This window comes from Pseudoclavibacter helvolus, from assembly GCF_014191305.1.
In the GTDB taxonomy this organism is placed as follows: Bacteria; Actinomycetota; Actinomycetes; order Actinomycetales; family Microbacteriaceae; genus Pseudoclavibacter; species Pseudoclavibacter helvolus.
Genome location: NZ_JACHWJ010000002.1, coordinates 526,131 through 545,944, shown reverse-complemented (window position 1 = coordinate 545,944; position 19,814 = coordinate 526,131). Strand labels below are relative to the sequence as shown.

Here is a 19,814-nt window from a genome sequence, read left to right as displayed (position 1 = left end):
TCTGAAGCACTAGTGATGATCCGTCACCTGTCACTGTAGGCTCCCTACATGGAGTTCCGACACCTCGAGTTGCTCAGAGAGCTGTCGATGCGAGGCACCCTCGCGGCGGTCGCCGAAGCCACGCACCGCACCCCATCCGCCGTCTCGCAGCAGCTGAAGACCGCCGAGCGTGAGCTCGGGCTGCGCCTCGTCGAGCCATTCTCGCGCGGCCTTCGACTCACCGCAGCGGGGCAGATCCTTGCGGATGGCGCCGATGACGTTGGCCGCGCCCTCGCCGAGGTGCAAGCGAAGCTCGAAGCGAGCCTCGGCGAACCGAGCGGCACCGTCTCAATCGGTGCCCTGCCGAGCGCCAGCGAAGCCCTCTACCCCGGTCTGCTGGAGCGAACCAGCGGATCGGCCATCGCTCTCGAGCTCGACGATTTCGACCTCGCCGAGTCCGAGTACGCCGGACGAACGCTCGACGCGGACATCGTCATCGGGCACAGCCTCACTGGCGACGTGCCGCGCGGCGCGGAGCACCTGCACACACGCGTCCTCGCGCGCGAGCCCATCGACGTTGCGCTGCCGTCGGAGCATCCGCTTGCCTCACTCGAGCGTCTCGCGCCTGACGACCTCGTCGGCACCACCTGGGTGGGCGTCCCCGTCGACTACCCGTTCGACAGCATCCTCATCGCAGTCGAAAACGCGACGAGCACCAACCTCGATCGCGTGCAGCGGCTCCGGGACAACCGACTCGTCGAGGCGCTCGTCGCAATGGGAACGGGGCTTGCGCTCCTCCCCCGGTTCACGACGCGCCCGCGGCCAGGGGTGGTGCTTCGCCCGCTCGACGGCGTCCGCTCGGTGCGGAGCATCGTCGCGCTTGCACGCCCAGACCGTCACGCACGCTTCGCTGTGCGCACGGTGCTCGACCATCTCACGGCAGCGGGCGCGGACCTCGAGGCGAGATTCGCGAAAGCTGACCCACAGCGCTCCTGACCAACTTCAGTGCTCAATCGGCGGATGGACGCCCGTTGCGTCGTCCGGAGCAGCTTTCGTCACGCAAGTTAGACAGCTGAAGCTGGGGCGAAGAGCCGTCAGCCCGCGCGCTTGGCCGACGCCACGAACGCGCGAATGCGCTCATGGTCTTTGACGCCGGGTGCCGACTCGACTCCGCTGGAGACGTCCACGCCCCACGGGCCTGCCTCGCCGATCGCTTCCGCCACGTTTCCCGGGTGCAGGCCACCGGCTAGCAGCCAACGCCCGTCAGGCCTGCGGCGCACGAGCTCCGACAGGTCCCAGCGCTCGCCCGACCCGGGCTTGGGCGCATCCAGCAGCAGGAGCTCCTCGCCGAACGCGCCGACGCGCAGCTCAGGATCGTCAGCGAGGGAGGTGGCGCGCCAGATGCGCGGGAAGATCGCTCCAGCGGCTCGCACCTCGTCGCCCGTGTAGGAGCCGTGGAGCTGGAGCACGTTCGCGCCGACCGCGGCCGCGATCTCGGCGGCATCGGTCGATGGCGTGTCGTGCACGACCAGCACCCGGTCGATGCTCGCGGGCACGGCCCCGAAGATCGCGGACGCCTCGTCGACGGTACGCCGGCGCGGGCTCGTGCGACTCATGACGATGCCGATGGCGTCGGCTCCGCTCTCGACGGCAACCGCCGCCGACTCGACAGAATCCAGGCCACACACTTTGACGTACACGCGAGAAATCCTAGGCCTTCGCCTCAGCCCGAGGCGTACTGCTCGGCGCAGCGGATACCCCTGGCCTGGGCACGCGTGCGTCATGTGGTGAGGCTACTGGTGCGATCCGCGCGGAGTGTCGGGCCGCCGGATGAGCGCGTACGTCACGGCATCAGTCGCGAACCGCGATCAGCCGGAAACGCCGCTGTGTCACGCTGATGGGCCGCACCGCGTCGAGGCGCCTGAGCTGCTCGAGATTGTCTTCGACGCTGAAGCCGGGGACGTCCCACGGCACGAGCGCGAGGTATTCCACGACAGTCAGGGCGTCGGCGAACTCCATGCGCCCCGCCCACTCCTCGGCAACCTCGATGCGCAGCCCCGCCGCACGCAACTCAGATTCGGAGTTGGCCAGCGTCACGTCTGCGTGCAGCACCTCGCCACCGAACCACTCTCGGAACTCGTGGGCTTCCCGGCCGTCAACCTGCTGCGTGAGGAAGCGTCCGCCGGGGGCCAGCACTCTAGCGATCTCGTGGGCCTTGAAATCCTCGTGCCGAGAGATGACGAGATCAAGGGAGTCATCCATGAACGGGAGCGGCTCCCCCGCCTCGACATCGTGCCCGTGCACGCTCACTCCGTGAGGCGCGAGGTTGCGGCGAGCGACGGCAACGTTCGGCTCCCACCCCTCGGTGGCAGCGACTTGGAGCCCATCGTCGACGCCACGGCCGACGGCTTCGAGCAGCGCGATGAGTTGCTCGCCCCCACCCGTTCCGAGGTCCACGACTCGGGATGCGGTTGTCAGGGCCGCCCGACATTCCGCGTCGAAATCCCAGTCGGGTTCGTCGGCCGTGAGCCGCCCATCAAGGCGGCTGAAATCCCAGCCGATCATCTGCGATGCGGCGTACGCATCCCGCCACGCTCGCGCATCCGTCGAATCATCCACGTCGCCAGGCTAGCGAGCGAGGCCTGGGGGTGGTCGGGGGCGGAGCGGACAGCGGGTCTCGCCCAGCGAGCCTGCGGGACAATAGGCGGATGGACATGTCGCGCGAGGACTTCGAGGCCCTGGTCGTCGACGAGCTGGATGCCCTGCCTGACGAGATGGTCGATGGCCTCGACAACGTGATCTTCGTCATCGAAGACCGACCTGAGGACGGCTCGCTCGATCTCCTCGGGGTCTACGAGGGCTTCGCACTCACGGACCGCGGTCAGTACGGTTTCGGCGAGCTGCCCGACCGCATCGTGCTGTTCCGCGAGCCACTGCTCTCCATCTGCGACGATGAAGAGACGCTTCGCGACGAGGTGCACACGACGCTCGTGCACGAGATCGCGCACTTCTACGGCATCGATGACGCGCAGCTCCACGAGCTCGGCTGGGCGTAGACGCTCGGGCCGCTTCTGGTTGGCTGTCTACTCGTAGGGGCTCGAGGTCACAGCGCTTCTAGGACGGCGACTTCCGCCGACGGGCAACTCGCGGGGAAGTTTTCGAGCTCGTCGAGTGAGCTTTCCGAAAGGTAGCCACCGCCTCCGTTGATGAACTCTCCGAGCATCACAATATCTCCGTTCGGCAGCGCGACCCCCGATTCATCCTCGAGCACTTCGGTGCCCTTCGGAAACTGTGTGGTGTAGAACTCCGACTCACCTGGCTGCCCGTAGGGCATCGACAGCCCGAAGCATCCACCTGCGTTACGAGTCAGATCTCCGGCCACGATGGCCGCCCGCTGACGCCGCTGGATTCCGTCGCAACCCAGAGATCCTGGTGTGCTTCGGGCGCTGGACTCGAACAGGCCGTCAGTGTCACCAGCAGGAATGCACCCACTGCACTCGCCAGAGCAACTCTCATGCGACCTTTCTAGCAGCGACCACCGCCACAGGCCAGGTGCCTTCGGGCCCCTCCTCCACCCGCTTGACCTGCCCCGGTACGCTTCCTGAATGCAGCAATCGGCACCAGCACGCGAGCCTCTGCGGGTCGGCCGCCTCCTCTGGGGCATCACGCTCGTCCTCGCAGCCCCGGTCTTCGCGATCTGGATGGCCGTGACCGGGCTGCTGTCCGCGCTCGCCGCCGCGAATATCACCGTCGACGCCGTCGGAACGGTCGCGCCCCTTGCCTCAGCCGGCCAAGGCTTGCTCTCAGCCTTCGCCTTCTGGGCGACGTTCATCTCCGCAGGCGCCGGCTTAGTCGTGCTGATCCTGCTAGGGGTGCAGAGCATGCAGGCCGCGCGGCGACCTGTGATCGCGACGGGGCCGACCTTCGGGTCCGTGCTCTGGGGCTGGGCGCTCGCGATTCCACTCGCAACGGGAATCGGCGCACTGGCCGGGACGGTGTTCCGGCCGGTCGCCGAGAGCATCGGCACGGATCTCTCCTTCGACGCCGGTCCCGGCGTCAACTACAGCGACGCCGTCTACGGCCTCATCACGGGCGGCGTCTGGCTGCTCGCAGCACAGGTCGGCGTCGTACTGGCCGCGATCCTCACCGTGAGCTACGTCCGCGCGCGCCGCCAACACAGCGCCAAGAAGCGCGGCGCAACGCCTCGCTGACCCTCACGCCGACACCGACACCGAGGCCTCGCTGACGTTCAACCGTGCCGTCGTCTCCGCGACGCTGCGTCAATTTAAGGGCGAGTTGCGCCCTGATTCGCCGATCGGACCCGGAACGTCAAGCCAATTCAGATCGGCCCGAGCCAAGTCGCCCTTAAATTGACCGGGATGGGCTGAGGGACAGCGAACCCCGAAGCCAGGCTTGGGAACAAGGCTTCAGGCGTCGGGGCTGACCTCGACGACGACGTCGGCGAGCAGGAACGGCGCGTTGCGTCGCCAATGCTCTCGCTCCTGGGCAGCCCACATCTCCCAGAACTCCTCGAAGACGCCGACGTCACCAGGTCGCGACAGCGCGCGAGGCTTCCGGTGCGCCTCGTCGAGCTCGATCCACACACTCGTCGTGGCAAGCGGCGCGCTCTCGCGCGACAGTGATCCGCAGCCCTCGATGATGAGCGGGGCGGAACCGTCGATGTCGCGCCACGGCCCAGGCGCATCCGCCGCCCAGTCCCAGCTCTCGTACCCGGGGTGCTCCGTTCTGAGCATGTCGCGGTGCACGGCCTGGGAGGCGGCGGCAAGACCTCCCCAGCCCGGGTAGGCGTCGTCGAGCGACACGAGCTGCGCGCCGCCGAAGCCGCGAGCTTGGAACTCGGCGAGCAACTCGCCAGCGAGCGTCGTCTTGCCTGAGCCGGAGCCCCCGTCGATGAGGACCACGGGCCGCGAGCCGTCGGCCTCGACGTCGGCAAGCACCCGGTCGAGCATCTCCGCCGCCGCGTTCACGCGCTCCCCACAAGGCGGTACGACCCCGTCGCGATGGCCACCCCGACGGCGACCGCCGCGATGACGACGGCGGCAAGGACGAGCACGAGGTCACGCCAGCCGAGGCGCGAGGGCCGTGCCCAGGTGCGCGCCACGTCCTCCGCCCCGAAACCGCGAGCCTCCATGACGGTGGCAAGGGTCCCGGCCCGCCGGATCGCGAGTGCCAGCAGCGCGAAGGCCATCGTCATGAGGCGCCGGATCGCCCCGGAATCGCCCAGTCCGCGAGCGCGCCTGGCCTGGCTCATGGCCGTCCAGTCGTCACGGAACACGGCGAAGAGGCGGATGCCCGCGAGCGCCGAGACGACGAACCTCGCTGGCAGGTGCGCGACCTGCGCGAGCCCATCAGCGAGACGGGTGGGATCGATGCGGCTCAGCGCGACGAGCGTCGGTACCCCGATGGCCAGCACGCGCAGCCCGACGGCGATGGCCAGCTGGATCGAGTTGTCAGTGATGTTCGCGTACAGGAACTGCCCGTAGCTGGTGCCGCCCGGCTTGGCGTAGAGCAGCATGCTCATGGCGGAGACGGGGGCGGCGATGAGGAGAATCCAGCTCGAGCGCAGGACCTCCATGGGGCGCACGCCTGCGACCCCGAAGGCCAACAGAGAGAGTGCCAGCGCCACGACGGCCGAGACGACGTCGAGCGTCGTGAGAAGGGGAATCGAGTAGAGCACGGCGGCGAGGAACGGAGTGACCGGGTTGACTCGGTCGAGGAACATGGCCCCGACCGGCATCACCTCGAGGGGCACGCCGTCGCCGTCGACCTCAACCGACCTTGCCGGCCGAGCGCCAGCCGAGGCGATTCCCCCGCTCACGCGGGCACCTTCTCGTTCTTACGGTCGTGGGCGCCGATGCGGATGCACTGGTCGCCGAGCACGCGCACGAGCTGTTCGTCGTGGGTCACGGAGACCAGCGAGTGCCCTTCGGCGACCAGGCCGGCCATGATCGTGACGAGCTCCGTCCAGGTCCTTCGGTCCTGCCCGAAGGTGGGCTCGTCGAAGATGAGGACACGCGGCGCCGTCGCGAGCACCGTCGCGACCGAGAGCCGGCGCTGCTCGCCGCCGGAGAGCGTGAAGGGGTGCGCCTCCGCGAGGTGCGAGAGGCGAAGCGCCGCGAGCAGCTCGTCGACACGTTCGCTCGTCTCCCGCTTGCCGCGTCCCGCCGCATCCGGGCCGACTTCCAGCTCGCGGCGCACGGTTCCCGCGACGAACTGGTGCTCTGGCTGTTGGAAGACGGTGCCGATTCTTGTCAGCAGTTGGCGAGAACGCCAGGCGGAGGGATGCGGGCCAGCGGCCTGGGCAGGACGGATCCGGCCGAGCCCCCACCCGTTCCTTCGTTCGGTCGCTCCGTCTCCAGCGTCGCGAAGCACCTGCGTGGCGCGCACTTCACCCTCGACGGGCTTCAGCAGGCCCGCAAGCGTGAGCGCAAGCGTCGTCTTGCCCGCACCGTTCGGGCCAAGGACCACTGTCGACTGCCCCGCGCGGAGGGTCGCGCCGAACTGAGTGTGGAGGGGGTGGTCGGCACGCCCGAAGCCCAGCCCATCCGCAACGAGCAGATCCTCGCCAGGCGACGCCGGGGCCCGAAGAACCTGGGGCTCGTGGCCGCCGATCCACACGCCGGCGGCAAGCAGTGACGCGCGGTGCTGCTCCAGCACGAGATCTGGGTCGCCGTCGGCAAGCAGGTGCTGCTCGGCGCCGAGCACAACAACGCGGTCAACGCTCGAACGCCACACGTCGACCCGGTGCTCGATAACGATGAGTGTCGCGCCGCTGGCCTCGGCCGCCCGGACGACCGCCTCGCGAACCTCCTCGACGCCATCAGGGTCGAGGTTGGCGGTCGGCTCGTCGAGCAGGATGAGGTCTGGCCGCATCGCGAGCACACCAGCGATCGCGAGCCTCTGGCGCTCGCCGCCGGAGAGTTGCGCCGTCGAGCGATCGAGTGGCATCCGAAGTCCCACGGCGTCGAGCGCCTCGCGGACGCGAACCCAGGTCTCCGCGCGCGGCACCCCGAGGTTCTCGCAGCCGAACGCGACGTCATCGCCGATGCGGGCGAGCACCGTGTTGGCCTGCGGGTCCTGCAGCACGAGCCCGACCGCGCCGCGGGCATCCGAAGGATGCTTACCGTCGATCGACAGCGAGCCGAGCTCCTGCCCGTCGTCTTCGTGGTCGCCGAGGACTCCCGCCAGGGCCGCCAGGAGCGTGGACTTGCCCGCCCCGGACGGCCCAAGCAGGAGCACGGCCTCGCCGGGCTCGATCGTCAGGTCGAGTCCGGCTACGGCCAGCTTCGCGCGATCGGCGTGGCGCCAGCCCCACCCCCTCGCCTCAACTCTCGCGCCCATGCGAGCTAGCCGATTCGCTTCGCGCTTCTGCCAGCGGCGAAGCGGTTCAGGGCGCCCGTCGCCGCGAGCGCGCGGGTCAAGAGCCAGCCGACCACACCCGCGAGCACGGCGCCGGAGAGCACGATCGACACCAGGTAAATCGTGAGGAACGCTGGTCCCATCTCGATGTTGGCGCTCAGGAAAAGCTCAAGCACCCACGCCGCGACGGCGGCACCAGCGCCAGCAAGCATCGCGACTCCGAGGCCGAAGCGCTTGTAGAAGAACAACGCGAAGATGAGCTCGGCGCCGAGCCCCTGGGCGATCCCGGAGTAGACGGTCTCAATCGACCACTGACTGCCAAGCAGCATGGAGACGGAGGCGGCGAGCACCTCCACGAAGAGCGCGGCGCCAGGCTTGCGGATGATGAGCCCGCCGAGCACCCCGCCGAGCAGCCAGATGCCGACCGCGATGCCGCCGACTCCCGGCGTGACCGCATCCATGGCTGTGAACCAGAGGTAGCCGACGCTGTTCCAGACGATGAAGATGAGCCCGGTGGCGACGCCGAGGACGGCGGCGGTGACGATGTCGATGACGCGCCAGCGGAAGCGGCTCTTCGGCTGCTTCGCCGGAGCCTCTGACTGCACGGCCGACGTCGGGGATGGTGATGAAGAAGTTGTCATGCTGTGTGCCCTTTCGAGTGAAAGTGCACGGGCGCAGAGCCTGGGGTGGCTCTGCTCGGAGATGTGCCTCCCTGCGCTGGCATTACCCAGATCAGGTTTGACGGTCGAAGGCTTGTGCCTTCCTCTCAGCCCGGACTACCGGACTCCCGTGAACACCTCGAGTATAGGTCGAATCGCGACCCGAGCTACTTCTTGAGCGCCTTGATGAGGCGAGGAAGCGCATGGCCGACCGTCCATACCAGCGGAATCGAGACCGCGATCAGGGCGATGATGTTCGGACGGAAGCTCGTGCCGAACTCGTCGTCAACGTACGCGCCGACCGGGATCGCCATGCCGCCGCCGCCAGCGCCCGACGAGTTCTCCTGCCCCTCCTCGGTGCTCTCGCCGCCGCCGTAGCCGTACGACACGAGGGCGACTGGAAGGATGGTGGACTTGCCGAGTTCCACCTTCTCGCCGTAGGCGAGCGTGACGCCGAGCTTCTTGACGGAGTCGGTGAGGTTCTGTGTGAGGTTCGTCATGCGGCCAGCGTAGGTCGTCGACATGCCTGCCAACCAGGAGAAGTCCTGTGTGCTGGTGGGCAAGGCCCCTCCCACCCTTTGGTAGCTTTAGGGCCTGCATCCACACGCGATGTTCTTCGATGAAGCAATAGGAGCGTGCATGAAAACGTGGCCCGGAAATGCCTACCCCCTCGGAGCGACGTTCGACGGAAGTGGCACCAACTTCGCGATCTTCAGCGAAGCCGCCCACAAAGTTGAACTCTGCCTCTTCGACGACGACGGCAACGAAGAGCGGGTGAGACTCCACGAGCAGGATGCGCACGTCTGGCACGCCTACCTCCCCCACGTGCAGCCAGGCCAGCAGTACGGCTACCGGATGCACGGCGACTACGACCCCGCGAACGGAAGCCGCTGCAACCCGGCCAAGCTCCTCCTCGACCCGTACGCGAAGGCGACGACGGGCGACATCGACTGGGACCAGTCGCTGTTCAGCTACAACTTCGGCGACCCCGACTCGTTCAACGACCTCGACTCCGCGCCCCACATGATGAAGGGCGTTGTCATCAACCCCTACTTCGACTGGGCTGGCGACCGGAAGCCTGGCATCCCCTACAACGAGTCACTCATCTACGAGGCGCACGTCAAGGGCCTCACCGAGCTGCACCCGGATGTGCCAGAGGAGATCCGCGGCACGTACGCGGGCATCGCGCACCCTGCGATCGTCGAGCACCTCAAGCGGCTCGGCGTCACCGCGATCGAGCTCATGCCCGTGCACCAGTTCGTGCAGGACAGCACCCTCATCGAGAAGGGCCTCCGCAACTACTGGGGCTACAACACCATCTCCTTCCTCGCCCCGCACGCCGACTACGCCTCCCAGGGCACTGCTGGCCAGCAGGTGCAGGAGTTCAAGTCGATGGTGCGCACGCTGCACGCCAACGGCATCGAGGTCATCCTCGACGTGGTCTACAACCACACCGCCGAGGGCAACCATCTCGGCCCGACCCTCAGCTTCCGCGGCATCGACAACGCCGCCTACTACCGCCTCGAGGAAGACGACAAGCGGTACTACACGGATTACACGGGCACCGGCAACTCGCTCAACATGCGCCACCCGCACTCGCTGCAGCTCATCATGGACTCGCTGCGCTACTGGGTGACCGAGATGCACGTCGATGGCTTCCGCTTCGACCTCGCGTCGACGCTCGCCCGCGAACTGCACGACGTCGACAAGCTCTCCACGTTCTTCGACCTCGTGCAGCAGGACCCGGTGGTCTCGCAGGTGAAGCTCATCGCCGAGCCTTGGGACGTCGGCCCCGGCGGCTACCAGGTCGGCAACTTCCCGCCGCAGTGGACGGAGTGGAACGGCAAGTACCGCGACACCGTCCGCGACTTCTGGCGCGGCGAGCCCTCGACGCTCGGCGAGTTCGCGAGCCGCATCACCGGCTCGGCGGACCTGTACGAGCACTCCGGCCGCCGCCCCTTCGCGTCCATCAACTTCGTCACGGCCCACGACGGCTTCACCTTGCGCGACCTCGTCTCGTACAACGAGAAGCACAACGACGCCAACGGCGAGGACGGCAACGACGGCGAGAGCCACAACCGGTCGTACAACCTGGGCGTCGAAGGTCCGACCGACGACCCAGAGATCAACGGCATGCGCGCGCGCCAGCAGCGCAACATCATCGCGACGATGCTGCTCAGCCAGGGCGTCCCGATGCTGCTCCACGGTGACGAGCTCGGCCGCACCCAGAACGGCAACAACAACACGTACGCGCAGGACAGCGAGCTCAGCTGGGTGCACTGGGAGAGCGCAGACGAGCCGCTCATCGAGTTCACGAGGGCCGTCGCGCAGCTGCGCGCCGACCACCCCACCTTCCGCCGCCGCCGCTTCTTCAACGGTCGCGTCGAGGAGCGCCCAGAGGGATCAGCGCTGCCAGACATCGTGTGGCTCTCGACCGACGGCACGCAGATGGCGTCGGAAGACTGGAACGCCGAGTTCGTGAAGTCGATGGGCATGTTCCTCAACGGGAACGCCATCGCCGGGCGCGACGAGCGAGGCGAGGAGATCACCGACGTGAGCTTCATGGTCTACTTCAACGCGAGCGAGACCGTCGTCGAGGCGACGCTCCCCAGCGTCGAGATCACGTCTCACTGGGACGTCGTCATCGACACGTCGGGGATGCACACGGACCTCGAGGCCGTCGAGCCGGGTTCGACGATCCCGCTCGAGCCCCGCTCGCTTGTCGTCCTGCGCGAGGCCGAGCTCAAGGAGAAGCCAGACCACTCGGTCGCCGCCTCCGTCGCCGCAATGACGACGCCCATCGCCATCATCACGCGGCCTCCCCTCGGCAGCTGACCAGGCCTGTCCCAACTCAGAAGCACCTCGCGCGACGGAGACCATGATGCGCATCCCATCCAGCACGTACCGATTCCAACTGACGTCCGAGTTCGACCTCGACGCGGCCGCCGAGCAGCTCCCCTACCTGGAGCGGCTCGGCGTCGGATGGGTGTACCTCTCGCCCATCCTGCAGGCGACGCCGGGTAGCACACACGGCTACGACGTCGTCGACCCCTCGAGGGTCGACGACGAGCGGGGGGGCCGAGAGGCGCTCGAGCGGTTCTCCGCCAAGGCACGCGAACTGGGTCTCGGCGTGCTCGTCGACATCGTGCCGAACCACATGGGGGTCGGCACACCGCGCGACAACCCGTGGTGGTGGGATGTGCTCGCGCACGGCCGGGACGCGGCGCACGCCGAGTCCTTCGACATCGACTGGGAGGCCGGGGGCGGCAAGCTCCTCATCCCGACCGTCGGCGACGACGACATGCCCCGCGAGCGCGGCGCCGCGATCGCCAACGTGACCGTCGATGCTGAGGCCGGCGTGCTGCGCTATCACTCGACCGAGTACCCGCTCGCCGAGGGGTCCGCACCTGACGGCGCTTCCGTGCGCGAGGTGCTCGACAACCAGCACTACCAGCTCATCCACTGGCGTCAGGGCGACACCCGCCTCAACTACCGTCGCTTCTTCACGATCACGTCGCTCGCGGGCATCCGGGTCGAAGACGATGACGTGTTCGAGGAAGCGCACGAGGAGATCTTCGACTGGATGCGGCACCGCCTCGTCGACGGGCTCCGGATCGACCACCCGGACGGACTGCGCGACCCCGGCGGCTACCTGCGCCACCTCGCCGACCGGACGCGCGGCGCCTACGTGCTCGTCGAGAAGATCCTCGAGGGCGACGAGTCGCTGCCAGCGGACTGGCGCACGGCCGGCACAACCGGCTACGACGCGCTCGGGCAGATCGACCGTGTCCTCGTCGACGCCGACGCCGAGGAAGCGCTCGACGAACTCGCCGGAGCGGATGGCAGCCCGATCGACTGGGAGCAGCTCATCCACGAGGCGAAGCGCGCGGTCGCGGACGTCTCCCTCAACGCTGAGATCCGAAGGATCGCCCGCGAGCTGCGCTCGACCGGCCTCGAGGACAGCCTCATCGAGGACTCGGTCGCCGAGATCGCCGCCCACTTCAGCGTCTACCGCAGCTACCTCCCCACCGGTGCCCACCATCTTGCCGACGCGGCGCTGGCCGCGAAGGAGCAGCGGCCCGACCTCGCGGAGCCCATCGCGCGCATCCTGCCGTTCCTCGAAGCACCGGAGGCCGAGGCCGCCCTGCGGCTCCAGCAGACGACGGGCATGATCATGGCGAAGGCCGTCGAGGATCGGTCCTTCTACCGGTACGCACGCCTCACCTCGCTCAACGAAGTCGGCGGGGACCCGAACGTCTTCTCCATCACGCCTGAACGGTTCCACGAGCTGCAGACCGCGCGAGCGCGCGACTGGCCCGACGCCATGACCACGCTGTCGACCCACGACACCAAGCGCGGCGAGGACACGCGAGCCCGCATCACGGCCCTCAGCGAGGTGCCGGAGTTCTGGGCCGAAAGCGTGGCGGAGCTGCAGAACGTCGCCCCCATCGACGACAACGCGTTTGCGCAACTCACCTGGCAGGCGATCGTCGGGGCCTGGCCCGCCTCCAGGGAGCGCCTCACCGCCTACCTCGAGAAGGCGGCTCGCGAAGCCGACCTGCACACAAGCTGGACCAACCCGAACGAGGAGTTCGAAGAGCAGCTGCGCTCTGCAGTCGACGCGGTGTTCGACAACCCCGTCGCATCCAACGTCGTCCAGAACGTCGTCGCCGAGACGCAGTCCGCCGGCTGGTCGAACTCGCTCACCGCGAAGATCGTTCAGCTCACGATGCCGGGCATCCCCGACGTCTACCAGGGCACGGAGCTCTGGGCGCGCACGCTCGTCGACCCCGACAACCGGCAGCCCGTGGACTACTCGTCGCGCACCTCGGCGCTCGACGCGATCCTGCACGGCGCCGTGCCAGAGGTCGACGACTCCGGAGCAGCCAAGCTCCTCGTCACCGCCGCGTGCCTCCGCCTGCGGCGCGGCCGCCCCGAGCTCTTCACCGAGTACGAGGGCATCATGGCGAACGGTCCGGCCTCCGAGCACGCCCTCGCCTTCTCCCGGGGAGGCGCCATCACGATCGGCACTCGCCTGCCCATCGGCCTCGAACAGGGCGGCGGCTGGATCGGCACGACCATCGCACTGCCAGAGGGCGAGTGGATCGACCAGCTCACCGCAGCCGTCTACACGGGCGGCAAGGATGTGCCGCTCGCCGCGATCCTGCAGCAGTACCCCGTGGCGCTCCTGGCCAAGTCCTAGCCGCCACCCGCATCCACACACCTCGCCTTCCATCAAGGAGTTCTCCGTGCGCGATTCCCGCTTCGACGTCTGGGCACCCCACGCCGAGACGCTGACCCTGCTCCTCGACGGCACTCAGGTGCCGATGCGGAGCACCGACGGCGACTGGTGGGTTCCGGATGCGGCGCTCGAGCTCGATGAGACAACCCACGACTACGGGTACCTCATCAACGACGACTCGACCCCCGTCCCAGACCCCCGCTCCCGCTGGCAGCCGGAGGGCGTGCACGGTCTCTCGCGCACGTTCGACCCGGCAAGGCACTCGTGGGTGGACGGCGACTGGACGGGCAGGCCGCTCGCCGGCTCGGTCATCATCGAGGTGCACATCGGCACGTTCACTCCCGAAGGCACCCTCGACTCGGCCATCGACCGCCTCGGCCACCTGCAGGAGCTCGGCGTCGACTTCGTCGAGGTCATGCCCGTCAACGCGTTCAGCGGCACGCACGGCTGGGGCTACGACGGCGTCGACTGGTTCGCCGTCCACGAAGGCTACGGCGGGCCTGCCGCCTACCAGCGCTTCGTCGACGCGTGCCACGAGCGCGGCATCGGCGTGATCCAGGACGTCGTCTACAACCACCTCGGACCTTCCGGCAACTACCTCGGCAAGTTCGGCCCGTACCTCTCGGACCACCACGCCACTGCCTGGGGCGACACCGTCAACCTCGACGGCGAGAACTCCGACGAGGTGCGTGCCTACCTGCGCGACAACGTGGCCATGTGGCTGCGCGACTTCCACGTCGACGGGCTCCGACTCGACGCCGTGCATGCCCTCGTGGACGACCGGGCCGTGCACATCCTCGAGGAGTTCGCGCGCGACGTCGACGAACTCGAGGCGCACGTCGGCAGGCCGCTGACCCTGATCGCGGAGTCAGACCTCAACAACCCGCGCCTCATCACCTCTGACGAGGCTGGCGGCTACGGGCTCGACGCGCAGTGGTCCGACGACTTCCACCACGCCGTCCACGTCAACCTAACCGGCGAGACGAGCGGCTACTACGGCGACTTCGCGGGCCTCGACGCACTCGCGAAGGTGCTCACGAAGGGCTTCTTCCACGACGGCACGCTCTCCACGTTCCGCGGCCGCCACCACGGGCGTCCGCTCCCGGCGCAGACCCGGGCCTGGCGGCTCGTCGTGTCGTCGCAGAACCACGACCAGATCGGCAACCGCGCCATCGGCGACCGCCTCACGGCATCCCTCTCACCAGGCCAGCTCGCCATCGCCGCGACCCTCGAACTCACCTCGCCCTTCACTCCGATGCTCTTCATGGGCGAGGAGTGGGGTGCGACAACGCCCTTCCAGTTCTTCTCCTCGCACCCGGAGCCCGAGCTTGCGAAGGCGACAACCGAGGGACGCATCGGCGAGTTCGCGCGCATGGGTTGGGATGCGGCCGTCGTCCCGAACCCTCAGGACGTGGAGACCTTCAACCGCTCGAAACTCGACTGGAGCGAGCTCGACAAGCCAGAGCACGCGAGGCTCCTCGAGATCTACCGCGAGCTCATCGCGCTCCGCAGTCGCGAGGCGGACATCACGACGCCATGGCTCGACGCGAGCACCGTCGACGTCTCCGCGGAGGACGGCACGCTTGTCATCACGCGAGGTAGCCTCGTCGTCGCCGTGAACTTCTCGTCGGACGAGCGCCAGCTGCCGGTCAGGCACGCCACCGAGGTGCTGTTCGCGACGGATGCACGCGTCGCCCTCGGCAAGACCACTGGCACCACAACCGGTGCGCCCGTCGGCACCCCGCTCGTGCCACTGAGCCTCCCCGCGCAGAGCGCCGCCGTCATCCGGGTCACCCGCGCCTGACTCGGCGGGCGGCGGGTTCCCGCGGCCACCGCTGACCAACTTCCGTGTTCAGACGGCAGTTGGTGCAGCGGGTGGCCCCGAGACCACGCGTTCATCACGCAAGTTGGACATGTGGGCGTGGTCGCGCCCAGCCCAGCTCCCGAAGGCAGACTCGCTTGTCGCTCGCAGAGCGTCGGCGTACCTGGGCCGCCCCCTTCATTCGGTCCGGTCGCTGTGCGAGTCGTCGGTTTCCGATTGATGGGTGCATTGCCGAGCGTAGTCGACGGGTGCGAGGTAGCCGAGCGATGAATGCCGGCGGTCGTGGTTGTATTCGGTCTTCCAGTCGCCGATCACGACCTGGGCGTGGAGCAGCGAGTAGAAGCTGTTGATGTTCAGGCACTCGTCGCGGAGCCTGCTGTTGAACGACTCGACGTACCCGTTGTGCCAGGGCGAGCCGGGCGGGATGTAGAACAGGCCGGTGCGGGTGCCGGCCCAGTCGGCCATCGCGTCGCTGATGAACTCGTGGCCGTTGTCGGATCGGAGCACCGCGGGGGCGCCGCGGACGGCGACGAGGTCCTCGAGGTGGGCGGTGAGCCGGTCCGCGGTGATCGACCGTTCGACGAGCCCGCCGATGCACTCGCGGGTGTGCTCGTCGACGATGGAGCAGATCTTGATCGGACGGCCCTGCTCGTCCGCGTCGAACTGGAAGTCCACCGCCCACCTCTCGCCCTCGCTGCGCCACCGGCGACATCCTCCGCTTCGCGAGGTCACCATGGACGAGCCCCTCGCTGGGCGACGCGTGCGTCCCGTCATGGCCTGAGACCTCACATCACCGACGGGGCCCTGCCGAGAGACGATCCTCACGGCAGGGCCCCGTCACGGTGCTTGGGCGCGAGCGGCCGGGTGCGCCTCGGGGGTCAGGCGTCGTCCCGCCCGGCGGCGCGGTGGACGAACTCGATGAGGGAGTTCTCCATCTCGGCGCGGGTCTCGGGCTCGTTGTGAACCTCGTGGCGGACGTCGGGGTAGATGTGGAGTTCGACGTCGTGGCCCTTCTCCTCCAGGCGCCGGGCGACCTCGCGCGCACCCTCGCCGTAGTTGGTCACCGGGTCCTCCGCGCCCGCGAAGATCGCGACGGGAACCTGCGGAGGGCGGTCGAAGAAGTCGTCGCCGTTGGCCTGGTCGTACACGTCGACGAAGCCCTGCAGGAACCGGTTGCTCAAGGGGGCGCCGAAGTTGTTGAAGGGGTCGCGGCCGTGATCACGGACGACGTCCGCGTTGCGCGCCACCCAGTCCGTCGGGCCGAAGTCCGGGCCGAGGCGGTCGTAGAAGCCGTCGAACAGCTGGCCCACCAACGCATCCGCAGCGGGGGCGGAACCGTCGGCCGCCACGGCAGCCTTCAGGGCCTCGCGATCCAGCGTCGACTCGACACCGCGCATGCCCACGGCGATACCGCCCAGCGCGAGCCCGTCGACCTCGACACCCGGCTGCAGCACCAGCGCCCGCGCGATCATCGACCCCAGGCTGTGGCCGAACACCACGTACGGCAGGTCGGGGAACAGCTCCTTGGCCTTCCGGTACAGCGTCACCTCGTCCTGCACGATGACCGTCGCCGACTCGTCACCGGCGTCACCCCACGTCCCCGACTGCATCGCCGTCCGACCGTGACCCGCGTGATCGTCCGCGACCACGACGAACCCCGCATCCACTAGCGCGGCCGTCACGTGCAGGTACCGGCGGGAGTGCTCGCCGAGACCGTGGATGAGCTGGACCACCGCCACCGGCGTGACCGCCGGTTCGTACACCCAGGCCTGGATGGTGTCGGTGCCGTTGTGCGACGTGAACTCGAGTTCGCGCAGAGCCATGCTGACCTCCTCGTCATGCCCCTCGGGCGGGGAGCTCGACGGTATGACCCTACCGTACCTGCCGACAACGGGATGTCCGGCCCCCGACCTCCGTCGCCCACTCGCGGAACTCCCTGTCGCGGGCGCTGAGAGCGGCAGGTACGCGCCCAGCCCGTCCCGAGAGCCGCGTGACCGGGTCCGGACCCGGCGTCCCGGCAGGGTCACCCCCGGTGGGGGGGGTGTCCCTATGGTTTTGTCAAGGGTTTTGGGGTGTCGGGGTTTGGTAGATGGTGCCGTCTCGGAGCATTGCGTAGAGGACGTCGCAGCGTCGTCTGGCGAGTGCGATGAGGGCTTGGTTGTGGCGTTTGCCTTGCGCGCGTTTCCGGTCGTAGTAGGTGCGCGAGACGGGGTCTTTCAGTGCCGCGAACGCGGAGAGGAACAGAGTCCGTTTCAGGATCTTGTTCCCGCGTCGGGAGGCGTGCTCGCCCCGGATGGAAGAGCCGGAGCGTCGCGTGACGGGCGCGAGTCCGGCGTAGGACGCGAGGTGACCTGCGGTCGCGAACTGTTTCCCGGCGACTTCGGTGAGGAGTCTCGCTGCGGTCCTGACGCCGACTCCTGGCATGCTCGTCAAGACCGGGTGAAGAGGGTGCGCATCGACGAGCCGTTCAACCTCGACCGCGATCTCGGCCCGTTGGGTGCGGAGGTCTTCGAGTTGTTTCGCGAGGCGCGGCAGGACGAGGCTGGCAGCGTTCGTGCCGACGACCACGACCGTCTGCTCGGAGAGCGCCTGCATGATCTCGGCCGCGAGGCGTTTGCCCATGCGGGGAGCGAGCTTTACGAGTCGGTTGGCTAGCCGTGTCGGGCCGAGCTTCGCGAGATCCGCGGGCGCGGGGTGACGCTGGAGGAGATCAACGACGGCCTTGTGATCGAGGTGCGGGCCAAGGACTCGTTCGAGCGCGGGGTGAATCTGCGTGAGCAGGCCGCGGATGCGGTTGCTCGTCGCGGTCACTTGTCCCGCGAGGTCGTCATCGAAGCCGCAGAGCATCGAGAGTTCCGCGACCTGCTCGTCCGCGAGCTGGATCGATCGGAGGGCGTGCGGGAGGGTCCGGGCGGATTCCGCGATGATGGCCGCGTCTCTCGCGTCGGTTTTCGCTTCGCCCGCGTGGAGGTCCGCGATGCGGCGCATCGCGAGCCCCGGCAGGTAGCCGACGAGGACTCCCGCGGCTTGCGCGACCGCAATCGGCAGCGCGCCGATCGTGGCAGGCTGATCGACGACGAACAGTAGCGTCCCGTGGTCCTTCAACCCATCGATGAGCGCGCGGAGTTTGCTCTCGTCGTTGGGCAGCGCTTTGTCGAAGAGTTTCTTCCCCGTGCGGTCGATCGCGACCGCGTGATGCTCGCCTTTGCCGACATCGACACCGATGAACACGTCGACGCTGTCGTGTCCGGTGATGCTTGTTTCCATCAGCCCTTCCCCTCTCAAATTTCGGTTCCAGCGTTGGCCGAACCAAGAAGCGGCGAGTCTCGACATCCACGTTACGAACGACACTCGGAACACGTCCGGGCCCTGTCCCTATCAGCGATCACAAGCCGCCAAACCGGGACTCGGTGACAACACCCCCCAGATCATGAACAGCGACAGGGGGCATGGTCTGCCGCGATGTTTTCGGACTGTCCCCAGCCTGAATGCGATGACTTTTATGCTGCCAACGTGAGTGGCCCGTGATGGACCTGATTCGGCGTTTGATACCCTAACCCCGAATGGCGACGCCGACTGTTATAGAACCCCTCGATATAGCGAACGATATCCTTCCGAGCATGCTTCTTGCTCGGATACGTCGTCCGATACACTCGCTCATTTTTCAAGGCAGCGAAGAATGATTCGGCCATCGCGTTATCCCAACATACACCAGTTCGCCCCATCGAGGAACGCATTCCGAGATCTTTCACCGACTTCCGAAAATCGCTGGACGTGTAGACACTTCCGCGATCGGAATGGAACACAGCGCCCTCCTCAATCGGTGTGCTCTCGGCGGCATTTCTGAGCGCCTGCTCGATCAACTCGGTCCGCATGTGGTCCTCAATGGCCCACCCAACGACTTTCTTTGAATAGCAATCGATGACGGTCGCGAGATACACGAAACCCTGCCAGGTGTGAATGTAGGTGATATCGCCGACGAATTTCCGACCCGGTCGGGTGGCCGTGAAGTCGCGCTCGACGAGATCCGGGAGGGCATGCTCCTCGCCATCCGTGGTTGTCGTGACTCGGAACGGTCGAGGCTGGCAGGCCACAAGCTTGTGCTCAGCCATCAGGCGGCGAACGAGCTCCGGGGAACAGTGCGTGCCAGCCTCGGCAAGGTCAGCGTGAATTCGCCGATACCCATACGTCCCGTCCGACGCTTCGAAGAACATTGTGATCTTCTCGACAAGTGCGTCTCGTCGCTCCTGCGTGCGAGTTGGCGTCGGGTCCCTCCAGGAATAGAAACCAGATTTCGAAACACCAAGCCAAGCGCACATTTTCGTGACGGAATGATTAACACTCGCGTCAATGGTCAGGGAGTCAATGTATTCATACTTGCTCACCACCGCTGCTCCCGCGCGAAGTAAGCCGTAGCTCTTTTCAGGAACGCGGTCTCCGCCCGTAGCTCCAGGACTTCCTTCTCGAGCTCACGGAGTCGCTCTCGCTCCGATCCACTCACAGGGAGTTCCGTGACCGGGTTGTCCGCCCGATACTTCGCGAGCCAATTCCGGAGAGTCTCCGCGCCCACACCATACGACGCTGCAACGTCCTTGATCGGTTTCGACGACGCGATCACCTCCTGACAGAGCTCGTCCTTAAATTCCTGCGTAAATCTTCTACGAGACATGAATTGCCCCTCCCGGCGACTTCCCTACCCAATTTACCGGGGAGCTACTGTCCGAGAACATAG

Annotated in this window: 17 protein-coding genes, 1 pseudogene and 1 riboswitch; of the genes and pseudogenes, 6 read left to right on the top strand and 12 right to left on the bottom strand. The window is 67.4% G+C overall.

Annotated features, from left to right (window positions below; genetic code table 11):
• Positions 1-48 precede the first annotated feature (48 nt).
• The gene (locus FHX72_RS09400; protein WP_183624581.1) at positions 49-975 is read left to right on the top strand and encodes a LysR family transcriptional regulator; all 927 of its coding nucleotides are present in this window, start codon (positions 49-51) and stop codon (positions 973-975) included.
• A gap of 98 nt (positions 976-1,073) precedes the next feature.
• Here FHX72_RS09400 and FHX72_RS09395 read toward each other — a convergent pair whose 3' ends face one another.
• A complete protein-coding gene (locus tag FHX72_RS09395; protein ID WP_183624579.1) occupies positions 1,074-1,679 on the bottom strand; it encodes a phosphoribosylanthranilate isomerase in 606 nt (201 codons plus the stop codon).
• Positions 1,680-1,830: 151 nt separating this feature from the next.
• On the bottom strand, positions 1,831-2,598 hold the full coding sequence (locus FHX72_RS09390; RefSeq protein ID WP_338110098.1) for a class I SAM-dependent methyltransferase: 768 nt from the start codon (positions 2,596-2,598) through the stop codon (positions 1,831-1,833).
• A gap of 89 nt (positions 2,599-2,687) precedes the next feature.
• Between FHX72_RS09390 and FHX72_RS09385 the strand changes: the two genes are divergently transcribed.
• Complete coding sequence (locus FHX72_RS09385; protein ID WP_183624577.1) at positions 2,688-3,035, top strand: metallopeptidase family protein; 348 nt, start codon at positions 2,688-2,690, stop codon at positions 3,033-3,035.
• Between the two features lie 47 nt (positions 3,036-3,082).
• Here FHX72_RS09385 and FHX72_RS09380 read toward each other — a convergent pair whose 3' ends face one another.
• Positions 3,083-3,361 (bottom strand): hypothetical protein, encoded by a 279-nt coding sequence (locus FHX72_RS09380; protein WP_183624575.1) that lies wholly within the window; start codon positions 3,359-3,361, stop codon positions 3,083-3,085.
• 223 nt (positions 3,362-3,584) lie between these two features.
• Between FHX72_RS09380 and FHX72_RS09375 the strand changes: the two genes are divergently transcribed.
• Positions 3,585-4,190 carry a hypothetical protein gene (locus tag FHX72_RS09375; protein ID WP_183624573.1) on the top strand — a complete coding sequence of 202 codons (606 nt, stop codon included), beginning with the start codon at positions 3,585-3,587 and terminating at the stop codon, positions 4,188-4,190.
• 216 nt (positions 4,191-4,406) lie between these two features.
• Here FHX72_RS09375 and FHX72_RS09370 read toward each other — a convergent pair whose 3' ends face one another.
• The 5 genes from FHX72_RS09370 to FHX72_RS09350 all read right to left on the bottom strand — a co-directional run bounded on the left by FHX72_RS09370 (position 4,407) and on the right by FHX72_RS09350 (position 8,518).
• On the bottom strand, positions 4,407-4,967 hold the full coding sequence (locus tag FHX72_RS09370; protein WP_235812790.1) for a nucleoside/nucleotide kinase family protein: 561 nt from the start codon (positions 4,965-4,967) through the stop codon (positions 4,407-4,409).
• Positions 4,964-5,818, bottom strand: a complete 855-nt coding sequence (locus tag FHX72_RS09365) for an energy-coupling factor transporter transmembrane component T family protein (RefSeq protein ID WP_244157461.1) — start codon at positions 5,816-5,818, stop codon at positions 4,964-4,966. Before FHX72_RS09365 ends, FHX72_RS09370 begins: the two co-directional genes overlap by 4 nt.
• Positions 5,815-7,341, bottom strand: a complete 1,527-nt coding sequence (locus tag FHX72_RS09360) for an ABC transporter ATP-binding protein (protein WP_183624571.1) — start codon at positions 7,339-7,341, stop codon at positions 5,815-5,817. The genes FHX72_RS09365 and FHX72_RS09360 overlap by 4 nt, the downstream gene beginning before the upstream one ends.
• A gap of 5 nt (positions 7,342-7,346) precedes the next feature.
• On the bottom strand, positions 7,347-8,000 hold the full coding sequence (locus tag FHX72_RS09355) for an ECF transporter S component (protein WP_183624569.1): 654 nt from the start codon (positions 7,998-8,000) through the stop codon (positions 7,347-7,349).
• 50 nt (positions 8,001-8,050) lie between these two features.
• A riboswitch (TPP riboswitch) is annotated at positions 8,051-8,160 on the bottom strand.
• 25 nt (positions 8,161-8,185) lie between these two features.
• Entirely contained in the window at positions 8,186-8,518 is a 333-nt protein-coding gene (locus FHX72_RS09350) for a hypothetical protein (RefSeq protein ID WP_068493157.1), read from the bottom strand.
• 139 nt (positions 8,519-8,657) lie between these two features.
• Here FHX72_RS09350 and glgX point away from each other — a divergent pair, with 139 nt between their 5' ends.
• Genes glgX through treZ form a run of 3 tightly spaced genes read left to right on the top strand, consistent with a single transcriptional unit; the run spans position 8,658 to position 15,064 of the window.
• On the top strand, positions 8,658-10,853 hold the full coding sequence (gene glgX / locus FHX72_RS09345; protein WP_183624567.1) for a glycogen debranching protein GlgX: 2,196 nt from the start codon (positions 8,658-8,660) through the stop codon (positions 10,851-10,853).
• Positions 10,854-10,896: 43 nt separating this feature from the next.
• Positions 10,897-13,221 carry a malto-oligosyltrehalose synthase gene (gene treY, locus FHX72_RS09340; protein ID WP_338110097.1) on the top strand — a complete coding sequence of 775 codons (2,325 nt, stop codon included), beginning with the start codon at positions 10,897-10,899 and terminating at the stop codon, positions 13,219-13,221.
• Positions 13,222-13,267: 46 nt separating this feature from the next.
• On the top strand, positions 13,268-15,064 hold the full coding sequence (gene treZ, locus FHX72_RS09335) for a malto-oligosyltrehalose trehalohydrolase (RefSeq protein WP_338110096.1): 1,797 nt from the start codon (positions 13,268-13,270) through the stop codon (positions 15,062-15,064).
• Between the two features lie 195 nt (positions 15,065-15,259).
• Here treZ and FHX72_RS09330 read toward each other — a convergent pair.
• From FHX72_RS09330 to FHX72_RS09315, 4 genes and pseudogenes are all read right to left on the bottom strand, one after another.
• A pseudogene (locus FHX72_RS09330) lies at positions 15,260-15,847 on the bottom strand (integrase core domain-containing protein); the annotation flags it as partial.
• 113 nt (positions 15,848-15,960) lie between these two features.
• Positions 15,961-16,905: an alpha/beta fold hydrolase gene (locus FHX72_RS09325; RefSeq protein WP_183624564.1), complete on the bottom strand. Its 945-nt coding sequence runs from the start codon at positions 16,903-16,905 to the stop codon at positions 15,961-15,963.
• Positions 16,906-17,140: 235 nt separating this feature from the next.
• A complete protein-coding gene (locus FHX72_RS09320) occupies positions 17,141-18,349 on the bottom strand; it encodes an IS110 family RNA-guided transposase (RefSeq protein WP_183624561.1) in 1,209 nt (402 codons plus the stop codon).
• Positions 18,350-18,582: 233 nt separating this feature from the next.
• Positions 18,583-19,751, bottom strand: a protein-coding gene (locus tag FHX72_RS09315) for an IS3 family transposase (RefSeq protein WP_244964119.1) whose coding sequence is annotated in 2 segments (ribosomal slippage) — positions 18,583-19,496 and positions 19,496-19,751 — 1,170 coding nt in all. Because the reading frame shifts where the segments join, the coding sequence is not laid out codon by codon here.
• Positions 19,752-19,814: the final 63 nt, after the last annotated feature.